The sequence below is a fragment of the bacterium genome (assembly GCA_035370465.1).
Taxonomy (GTDB): Bacteria; Ratteibacteria; UBA8468; order B48-G9; family JAFGKM01; genus JAGGVW01.
Genome location: DAOOVW010000060.1, coordinates 1 through 8,977, shown reverse-complemented (window position 1 = coordinate 8,977; position 8,977 = coordinate 1). Strand labels below are relative to the sequence as shown.

At 28.5% G+C, this 8,977-nt stretch carries 11 protein-coding genes; 8 read left to right on the top strand and 3 right to left on the bottom strand.

From position 1 onward, the window contains the following. Nucleotides 1–291: 291 nt before the first annotated feature. Nucleotides 292–1,506 carry a 6-phosphofructokinase gene (locus PLW95_07365; protein ID HOV22472.1) on the top strand — a complete coding sequence of 405 codons (1,215 nt, stop codon included), beginning with the start codon at nucleotides 292–294 and terminating at the stop codon, nucleotides 1,504–1,506. Here the strand turns inward: PLW95_07365 and PLW95_07360 are convergent. Beyond that, nucleotides 1,496–2,176: a cytochrome c biogenesis protein CcdA gene (locus PLW95_07360; GenBank protein ID HOV22471.1), complete on the bottom strand. Its 681-nt coding sequence runs from the start codon at nucleotides 2,174–2,176 to the stop codon at nucleotides 1,496–1,498. The two genes, PLW95_07365 and PLW95_07360, sit on opposite strands and share 11 nt — an antisense overlap. A 371-nt stretch (nucleotides 2,177–2,547) precedes the next feature. On the opposite strand from PLW95_07360, the gene PLW95_07355 reads away from it, so the two are divergent. Further along, on the top strand, nucleotides 2,548–3,834 hold the full coding sequence (locus PLW95_07355) for an L-alanine-DL-glutamate epimerase (protein HOV22470.1): 1,287 nt from the start codon (nucleotides 2,548–2,550) through the stop codon (nucleotides 3,832–3,834). Nucleotides 3,835–3,838: 4 nt separating this feature from the next. Here the strand turns inward: PLW95_07355 and PLW95_07350 are convergent, their stop codons facing one another. Continuing rightward, complete coding sequence (locus PLW95_07350; GenBank protein ID HOV22469.1) at nucleotides 3,839–4,507, bottom strand: DUF47 family protein; 669 nt, start codon at nucleotides 4,505–4,507, stop codon at nucleotides 3,839–3,841. Nucleotides 4,508–4,520: 13 nt separating this feature from the next. Continuing rightward, nucleotides 4,521–5,486: an inorganic phosphate transporter gene (locus tag PLW95_07345; protein ID HOV22468.1), complete on the bottom strand. Its 966-nt coding sequence runs from the start codon at nucleotides 5,484–5,486 to the stop codon at nucleotides 4,521–4,523. A gap of 126 nt (nucleotides 5,487–5,612) precedes the next feature. On the opposite strand from PLW95_07345, the gene PLW95_07340 reads away from it, so the two are divergent. The 6 genes from PLW95_07340 to PLW95_07315 are packed head-to-tail and all read left to right on the top strand — an operon-like array spanning nucleotide 5,613 to nucleotide 8,873. Beyond that, entirely contained in the window at nucleotides 5,613–6,227 is a 615-nt protein-coding gene (locus PLW95_07340) for an N-glycosylase/DNA lyase (GenBank protein ID HOV22467.1), read from the top strand. Further along, nucleotides 6,224–6,655: a transcriptional repressor gene (locus tag PLW95_07335; GenBank protein HOV22466.1), complete on the top strand. Its 432-nt coding sequence runs from the start codon at nucleotides 6,224–6,226 to the stop codon at nucleotides 6,653–6,655. The genes PLW95_07340 and PLW95_07335 overlap by 4 nt, the downstream gene beginning before the upstream one ends. Before the next feature lie 47 nt (nucleotides 6,656–6,702). Continuing rightward, the gene (locus PLW95_07330) at nucleotides 6,703–6,864 is read left to right on the top strand and encodes a rubredoxin (GenBank protein ID HOV22465.1); all 162 of its coding nucleotides are present in this window, start codon (nucleotides 6,703–6,705) and stop codon (nucleotides 6,862–6,864) included. Continuing rightward, nucleotides 6,864–8,045 (top strand): FprA family A-type flavoprotein, encoded by a 1,182-nt coding sequence (locus tag PLW95_07325; GenBank protein ID HOV22464.1) that lies wholly within the window; start codon nucleotides 6,864–6,866, stop codon nucleotides 8,043–8,045. Before PLW95_07330 ends, PLW95_07325 begins: the two co-directional genes overlap by 1 nt. A gap of 12 nt (nucleotides 8,046–8,057) precedes the next feature. After that, nucleotides 8,058–8,531: a ferritin family protein gene (locus tag PLW95_07320; GenBank protein ID HOV22463.1), complete on the top strand. Its 474-nt coding sequence runs from the start codon at nucleotides 8,058–8,060 to the stop codon at nucleotides 8,529–8,531. Between the two features lie 12 nt (nucleotides 8,532–8,543). Continuing rightward, on the top strand, nucleotides 8,544–8,873 hold the full coding sequence (locus PLW95_07315; protein HOV22462.1) for a carboxymuconolactone decarboxylase family protein: 330 nt from the start codon (nucleotides 8,544–8,546) through the stop codon (nucleotides 8,871–8,873). Nucleotides 8,874–8,977 lie beyond the last annotated feature (104 nt).

Below are 8,977 nucleotides of genomic sequence, written 5' to 3'. Positions count from 1 at the left end.
ATGAAAGGCAATATAAATAAAAAATTTTTAAATCAACTTATTTCTCTTTCAAAATTTTAAATACTATTTATAGTAAAATTTTTAAATATTAGTAATCAGAATCTATAAAAATTTACTCCTTTCATAAAAAATTCATTTTCTTTGACTTTCCATTTATGTTTTTGTATCTTTCAGACATGCAAATTAACTTCTAACTCTGCAAGAATTAAGTAGTGAAATTCATTTCCCAAATGAAAAAAAATATGTTAAAATAATTTCTATAACAAAATTATAGAGAAAATGGAGGTGGATATGAATAAAATAAAAGGTAATATGTTAATTGCTCAAAGTGGAGGACCTACTGTTGTAATAAATCAAAGTTTAGTTGCAGCAGTTCTTGAGGCAAAAAAACACAAAGAAATAAAAGGAATTTATGGTGCTTTATATGGTGTAAAAGGGGTTCTTGAAGAAAATTTAATTGATTTAAAGAAAGAAAGCAATTCTAATCTTAAAAAAGTTGCCTTTACTCCGTGTGCTGCTTTGGGAAGTGTGAGGAAAAAACCAACTGATGAGGAATGTGAAAAGATATTTAAAATTATGACAAAATACGATATAAGATACTTTTTTTATATTGGGGGAAATGATTCTGCTGAAACAACTTATATTTTGAATGAAAGTGCAAAAAAAGTTGGATATGAGTTCAGATGTTTTCATATACCAAAAACAATTGATAATGACCTGAAAGAAAATGACCATACACCTGGATATGGTTCTGCTGCAAAATTTGTTGCTATGGCTGTTATGGGAGATAATTTAGATAATAAGTCATTGCCAGGAGTTAAAATAGATGTTGTTATGGGCAGGCATGCTGGTTTTTTGGTTGCATCTTCTTCTCTTGCAAAAATTTATGAAGATGATGGACCACACCTTATATACTTTCCTGAAAGACCTTTTATTATGGAAAAATTTCTTTCTGATGTTGATAATGTATATAAAAAATATGGAAGATGTCTTATTACTGTCTCGGAAGGAATTTCCGATGAAAAAGGAGAGCCAATTGCCTCTAAATTTACAAAGGAAGTTGATGCACATGGAAATGTTCAATTAAGTGGAACTGGTGCTCTTGGTGATTTATTAGCAGATATTGTAAAAAACAAATTAAATATAGGAAGAGTGAGAGCGGATACTTTTGGATATTTACAGAGGTCTTTTCCTGGAATTTATTCTGAAATAGATGCAAAAGAGGCATACAAAGTTGGTGAAATTGCAGTAAAAAGTGCTATTTCAGGTGACTTTGGCAGTTCTGGTTCTGTCTCAATTAAAAGGAAAAAATCAAAAAAATATAGTATTTATTATGAAATTGTTCCACTATCAAATGTTGCAAAAGAGACGAGAAGTATGCCCCCTGCCTTTATAAACAGTGAAAATAATTTTGTTACTTCTGCATTTATTGAATATGCTAAACCAATTGTTGGGAAACTACCTGAAATTGGAATACTAAAAAAAATAAAAGTCCCTAAAAGATAAATTTATTTAGAAGAAATAAGACACCAAGAATAACAAGGAGAAAACCCATAATTATCTCTATTACTCTGTAATGTTTTTTTATTTTGTTAAAAAAGTTTAGAAGTTTATTTAATAATAGAGATGTTATAAGAAAAGGTATTCCAATTCCTATTGAATAGGTAAATAACAAAATTATTCCCCGAAAAACTGTTTTTTCATTTGCAGCAATTATTAGAATTGAAGAAAGAACAGGGCCAACACAGGGAGTCCATCCAGCAGAAAATGCCATCCCTAACAGGAAAGAACTTAAATATCCTGTTTTTTTGTTTTTTAAGACAATTCTTTTCTCTGTATATAATTTTTTTATTTTTAGTATTCCAGTTAAGTGAAGGCCAAAAATTATTATTATGATACCACCTATAATTCTCAATATATTTTTTTTCTTTAAAATAAAATTTCCAATTGCAGTTGCAGATGCACCCATAAGAACAAAAATTAGAGTAAAGCCAGATATAAAAAACAAAGAAATAATAAAAATTTTTAGAGTATTTTTTGGTTCTTGTAATTGTTCAATACTTATTCCTGTTATATAAGAAATGTAAATTGGGATAAGTGGAAGAATACAGGGACTTAAAAAAGAAAGAACCCCAGCAACAAAACTTATTCCAAGAGAATAACTTTTAATTTCCATTATATTTTGTAATTTATATTTTTTACTTTGTGCTTTTCAATAATACTCTCTGCTTTCAGTTTTTTTGGAACTGAGTATTTACAATAAAATTATACCATTTAAAAGTTTGAGCCAAAAAAATTTTTACTTTTTATGTATTTATGTTATTTATATAATAATGTACTTTATTGTTTTGAAGTATAATTGAATAGTGTCAAAAACTTAGATGAAAGAAAGATGGGAAATAAAAATCCCTCTCACTCCGCTGTCAAAGGGGAAATTTTAACTCCTTCCTTTTATAAAGGAAGGGAAAAACACTCTCCCCTTTATGAAAGGGGAGTGAATTTAATTAACCAATTTTGGCAGTACCTAATTGGGTAAAGGGGGATGAAATGAAGATTAAAAAAGTGAATTTGAATTTTGAGTATGAACCATTTAAGATAAACTTGGGTTTTAAAGGAAATTATGTAACTGGATTATGGGAAGTAATAACTTATCTTGAATCAGAAAATAATTATGGAATTGGACTTGGAACTCAAAGTGTTCTCTGGTCAGATGCCGATGTTTTTATTAGTAATAGTGCAGCAGGTGGAAATGCACTGATGTTTTCAACTACTCAGTTTGCTTTAAATTTATTAGAAGGGAAAAATATTGAAAGTCCCGTAGAGACAATAGAAGAAATATTTGATGATGTTCATGAATATGCAAAAAAAATAACAGGTAAAAAAAATTTAAGAAAAACATTTACATTAAATTCTCTTGTTAGTGTTGATAATGCATTATGGTCTCTTTATGCAAAAGAAACAGGAAATAATGACTTTTTTAATATGATTCCTGCAAAATATCAATCTACTTTGAAATATAGACATGAAAAACTTGCCTGTATTCCTTTAATTTCATATTCAGTGTCAATTGATGAGGTAGAAAAGATGGTAAAAGAAGGATATTTTGTTCTTAAAATAAAAATTGGTTCTGACCCAGAAGGTGATGGTGATAGAGATAAAATGCTTAAATGGGATATGGAAAGAATAAAAAATATTCACCATCAACTTAAAAATTATACAACACCATATACAAAATCAGGTAAATTACCATATTATTTTGATGCTAATGGAAGATATGATACAAAAGAACGACTATGGGAATTGATTGATTTTATGGATAAAATAGGTTGTCTATCACAGGTAGTTATAGTTGAAGAACCATTTTCAGAAGATAACGAAATTGATGTAAGTGATTTTCCTGTTCGGATAGTTGCAGATGAAAGTGCTCATACAGACAAAGAAATTATAAAAAGATGCCAGATGGGTTATAAAGGAGTTGCTTTAAAACCAATTGCTAAAACATTAAGTATGACTTTGAAAATTCTAAACGAGTGTGAGAAAAGAAATATGGACTATTTTTGTGCAGACCTTACAGTTATTCCCCCACTAATTGATTGGAATAAAAATCTCTCTGCAAGAATAAAACCATTGACAGAAATGAAAATTCAAATGGTAGAAGCAAATGGTTTTCAGCATTATGAAAACTGGAAAAAACTTCTTTCTTATCATCCTTTTTATGGGAAAAAGTGGGTTGACGCAGAAAATGGTATTTTTGTTCTTGACAATGATTTTTATGAAAAAAGTGGAGGAATTTTTGATTGCTCTCCTCACTATAAAAAACTTGTTATTTCCTGACCATTTACTTTAATTTAATAGCAAGAACCCTAACAAGGTCGGCAGTATTTTTTACAGTATCTATAAGATTTTCAGTTGTATCAATTATTTCATAAAAAATAATTGAAATTGGTAAAGATATTTCACTTTTTAAAAGTTGCCCAAGTAATTCTCTCCTTTTATCATCTCCCTCTTCTTCAAGTATTTCTATCTGAGAACATTCTTCTAAAACTCTGTCAATTTCATCTTTTATTAAAGAAACAATTGCATTTTTAAGTTTTTCAATACTTTTTACCGCTATGATACTATTATCAAGTAAACTTTTTGAAAGTTCTGGCATTTTTATTCCTTCAATAAATTCAAATAACCTTGCAACACCTTTTGCACTATCAGCAATATCATTAAGTTTAGTATTAAGAAGCAATAAATCCTCTCTATCGGCTGGCATAAGGTATCCTTTTGAGAGTTCAAGAGTTATTGTTTTTCTTATTTCATCCCCTTTTTTTTCATATTCTTTTACCTTACTTATTGCATTATTTTTTTCTTCTGTTTTATTTTCATAATATGCCTGAAAACAATTTTTCATCTCTTTCACACATTCAAACGATAATTCCATATGTTGTAATTCAGCATTAAGTATTTCTTTTTTTTCTCTTTGTCCTAACCATACAAATATATTTCTACTTCTTTCCATTTTGCACCTCCTGTTATAAGAAAGCGTTAATTATTCTTAAAAAAATAAAAGTTATTAAACCAGAAATCACAGGAGTTAATGCCCATGTAAGCATTATATCTTTTGCAATTTTCCAGTTTATTGTCTTTATACCTTGAAGTATCCCTATTCCCCATATTGCCCCAACTATTGAGTGAGATGTAGAAACAGGTATTCCATAATGAGTATAGAGATGTATGTTAATTGCAGAAGATACTTCAACTGCAATTGTCATAAGAGGAGTTAATTGAACTATATTAAAACCAATTGTTTCAATTACTTTATATCCCCATGTTGTAATTCCAAGAGTTATTGCCAAAGCACCAATTATTGCAGCACCGTTTGGAGTAATATTACCTGTTCCTATTAAAATACCTGTTGCATTTGCAACATCATTTGCACCCCATGAAAAAGCAAGATAAGCACTTGTGACATATATAGAAAATAATATTAGCCCTTTTTCATACTTTTTTATAGCAGAAAAAGAAAATATAAATTTTATTAAAGGATAAAGCAAAATTGTTATAATTGCGGAACCAAAAGGAGTTAATACCCAGCATATAAAAATTTGTTTTATTTTCATCCATTGTATAACCGTCTTAAAAGCAAGTCCTCCACCTGCAACAGCACCAACAATAGAATGAGATGTAGAAACAGGATATTTCTTATAAGTTGCAATTGTTACCCATATTGCTGCTCCTAAAATAGCAGCGAGAGAAATTAAATCTGATTGCAAAGGAGGCAGTAGATTTAATGGAACAACTCCTTTTCCTATTGTTTTTATTACCTTATGTCCAAGCAGTATTGAACCTAAAAAAGAGAAGACACATGTTATTATAATTCCATCTCTTAATTTCATAACACCAGAGCCAATGTCTGCACCCACACAATTTGCAGCATCATTTGCTCCCATTGACCAACCCATATAAAGAGAAGACAAAATAATAAGTATAAATAACATTAAAATGCCCTTTTCCTTAATTATAATATACTTATCTATTTAAAACAAAAATTATATAAGAGGGACAAACATTATTTTTTTATACATTTTATTGACGAAAAATAAAAAAATTATTATACTTATTATATGGATGTAATGATTACAAACTTGCAAAGAATATATGATGATATCAAAACAATTATTAAAGAAAAACTTGAGTGTTTTAATAATTTAAATAAAAAAGAAATAAAAATGGAATTTATTTTCTGCCTTTTAACACCTCAATCAGAGGCAAAGAAATGCTGGCAGGTGGTTTTAGAACTAAAAGAACATGGCTTTCCATTAGCTGAAGAGAAGATAAAAAATTGTATTTCAGGTGTCAGGTTTAAAAATAAAAAAGCAAATTATATTAAAGAAGGTATTTCTAAATTTGAAAGTTTATATTCTAAAATAAAAGAAGAAAAAGATGTTTTTAAATTAAGAAAGGACATTGTTATGAAAATTAAAGGTATTGGATGGAAAGAGACAAGTCATTTTTTGAGAAATATTGGGAAGGGTGAAAACTTTGCAATTCTTGATAGGCATATTTTGAAATGTCTTTGTAAATACGGGGTTATAGAAAAAATACCAGAAAGTATTTCACAAAAACAATATATAAATATTGAAAATAAAATGAGGGAATTTTCTAAAAATATAAAAATTCCATTATCTCATCTTGATTTTCTTTTCTGGTATATTGAAAAAGGAGAGATATTTAAATGAATGAAAAAGATATAAGAAAATTATTTGAAGAATATGGAATTCAGCCATCTTTTCACAGGTTTAAAATTTTGCAATTTCTTATGGAAAATAAAAATCATCCTACTGTTGAACAAATATATAGACACCTTGTAAAAGATATACCAACTCTTTCAAAAACAACTGTTTATAATACTTTAAGATATTTTGTTTCAAAAGGGATAGTTGCCGAAATTATGATAGAAGAAAATGAGGTTAGATATGATTTTGAAACAACTCCACATATTCATTTTAAATGTAAAAAATGTAAAAATCTTTATGATATTTTTCTGGATTGTGATATATTGAAAAAGCAGCAAATAGATGGACATAAAATTGAAGAACATCATATTTATTTATTGGGTATATGTAAAAATTGCCGGACTATTGACAACAATAAAAAACAAAAGTAAAATGAAATAATAGCAAAGTTGAAATCAATACAAAAGAGGAGGGAAGAATGGAAAGATATGTATGTCAGGTTTGTGGATATGTATATGACCCGGAAAAAGGAGATGCTGAAAATGGAATTAAACCGGGAATTCCTTTTGAGACATTACCTGATAATTGGGTTTGTCCTGTTTGTGGAGCAAGTAAAGATATGTTTAACAAGGAGGAGTAATGCCTATAAAAGAAATAAAAAAGGGTATCTGGGCTATTATGATAAATGATTGGGATAGACGAATTTTTGATGAGTTAATACCTTTACCAGAAGGAACATCTTATAATGCTTATTTTTTAAAAGATGATAAAAATGTTTTAATTGATACAGCAGACCCGAGAAAAAAAGAAGAATTGTTTGAAGCACTTGAAAAAATAAATGTTAAAAAGATTGATTATATTGTTTCAAACCATTCTGAACAGGACCATTCAGGGTGTCTACCTACAATTATTGAAAAATTTCCGGAGGCAAAAATTATAACAAGTGAAAAAGGAAAAGAATTTTTGAGCTCTCTCCTTTTAATTCCTGAAAATAACTTTATTGTTATGAAAGATTGTGAAAAATTATCCATTGGAGAGAAGAAATTGGAATTTATTTCTGCACCATATGTTCACTGGCCTGAAACAATTTTAACATATGAAGAAAAAAACAAAGTACTATTCCCATGTGACCTTTTTGGTTCTCATTTAGCAACAAGCGAAATTTACGCAAGTAATAATATAAATGTTTTAACTTCTGCAAAAAGATACTATGCAGAAATTATGATGCCTTTCAGGACATTTATAAAAGGACATATAAAGAAACTTGAAAACTATGAAATTTCTCTCATTGCTCCAAGTCATGGACCAATATATAATAATCCATCTCTTATTATAAATGCTTATAATGATTGGGTTTCAGATAATGTTAAAAATGAAGTTATTGTTATTTATGTTTCAATGCATGGAAGTGTTAAAAAAATGATTGATTATTTTGTTGATAGATTAATAGAAAAAAGCATTGTCGTTAAACCATTTAATTTAACAGAAACAGATATTGGGCAGTTAGCAATTTCGATTGTTGATGCGGCAACTGTTGTTATTGGTTCTCCAACAGTTCTTACAGGACCACATCCAGTTGTTCTTTATGCTTCCTATTTGTTTAAAATTTTAAAACCTAAAACAAAATTTTTATCAATAATTGGTTCTTTTGGATGGGGAACAAATATGATAAAATTATTGTCAGAAATGATTCCATCAAAAGATATTGATGTTTTAGAGCCAGTAATGATTAAGGGCTATCCAAAGGAAAATGACTTTGCTTTGATTGATAAACTTGCAGAAGAAATTTATAAAAAACACAAAGAGATAAAGATAATTTAAAGGAGGGGGATAATGGCGATTTTTTTTGATGTAAGTGAGATTTATCAGTTTGCAATAAATATTGAAGAAAATGGAGAAAAATTTTATAGAAAAGTATCTTCTAAATTAAGGGAACCAAAAATTAAAGAAATTTTTTCATTTTTGGCTGATGAAGAAGGTGAACATAAAAAAACATTTGAGAAATTGCTTGAAGACATAAAAAATTACGAGCCAGTAGAAACATATCCCGGAGAGTATTTTGCATATTTAAAGGCATATTCTCAAGAATTAATTTTTCCTCAGATGATTGAAAGAGAACTTGATAAAAGTATAACTCCTATTGATGCGATAAATTTTGGCATTAGAAGAGAATTAGAATCAATTCTTTATTATATAGAAGTTAAAAATTTTGTTCAAGAAACACAGCACTCCCAATTAGATAAAATAATTGAACAGGAGAGACAACATTTTATAAAACTCTCAAATTTAAAAAAGGAAATGAAATAAGGAGGTGATAGAGTGAAAGAATTACTGAATAATCTTAAATTAACGATAAATGAACTTTCTAAAAAAAATCCAGAAGGATTAAAAAAATTTAATGAATTTATGGAATGTGTCTTAAAAAATGGTTCCCTTGATACAAAAACAAAAGAATTAATTGCTATTGGAATAGCAGTTGCTTTAAGATGTCCTTATTGTATAGGTGGGCACACTGAAAAAGCATTAAAAGCAGGAGCGACAGAAGATGAAATTTATGAAGCAGGAATGGTGGCTGTTCTTATGGCAGGAGGTCCTGCTCTTACATATATAACTGAGTTAAAAAAAGCAATTGAACTATTTAAAAAATAACCATTAAAAAGGAGGAAATTATGGAAAGAATAGGTAAAGAAATAATTAGTGTAGATGTAGAAGAATTAGTAAAATTGCTTAATAAGGCACTTTCGGATGAATGG

Bases quoted from the DNA above. Each gene is read 5' to 3' on its own strand.
- PLW95_07330 (HOV22465.1), top strand. From the start codon at position 6,703: ATGGAAAGATATGTATGTCAGGTTTGTGGATATGTATATGACCCGGAA.
- PLW95_07365 (HOV22472.1), top strand. From the start codon at position 292: ATGAATAAAATAAAAGGTAATATGTTAATTGCTCAAAGTGGAGGACCT.
- PLW95_07335 (HOV22466.1), top strand. From the start codon at position 6,224: ATGAATGAAAAAGATATAAGAAAATTATTTGAAGAATATGGAATTCAG.
- PLW95_07360 (HOV22471.1), bottom strand. From the start codon at position 2,176: ATGGAAATTAAAAGTTATTCTCTTGGAATAAGTTTTGTTGCTGGGGTT.
- PLW95_07345 (HOV22468.1), bottom strand. From the start codon at position 5,486: ATGTTATTTATACTTATTATTTTGTCTTCTCTTTATATGGGTTGGTCA.
- PLW95_07350 (HOV22469.1), bottom strand. From the start codon at position 4,507: ATGGAAAGAAGTAGAAATATATTTGTATGGTTAGGACAAAGAGAAAAA.
- PLW95_07355 (HOV22470.1), top strand. From the start codon at position 2,548: ATGAAGATTAAAAAAGTGAATTTGAATTTTGAGTATGAACCATTTAAG.
- PLW95_07340 (HOV22467.1), top strand. From the start codon at position 5,613: ATGGATGTAATGATTACAAACTTGCAAAGAATATATGATGATATCAAA.
- PLW95_07320 (HOV22463.1), top strand. From the start codon at position 8,058: ATGGCGATTTTTTTTGATGTAAGTGAGATTTATCAGTTTGCAATAAAT.
- PLW95_07325 (HOV22464.1), top strand. From the start codon at position 6,864: ATGCCTATAAAAGAAATAAAAAAGGGTATCTGGGCTATTATGATAAAT.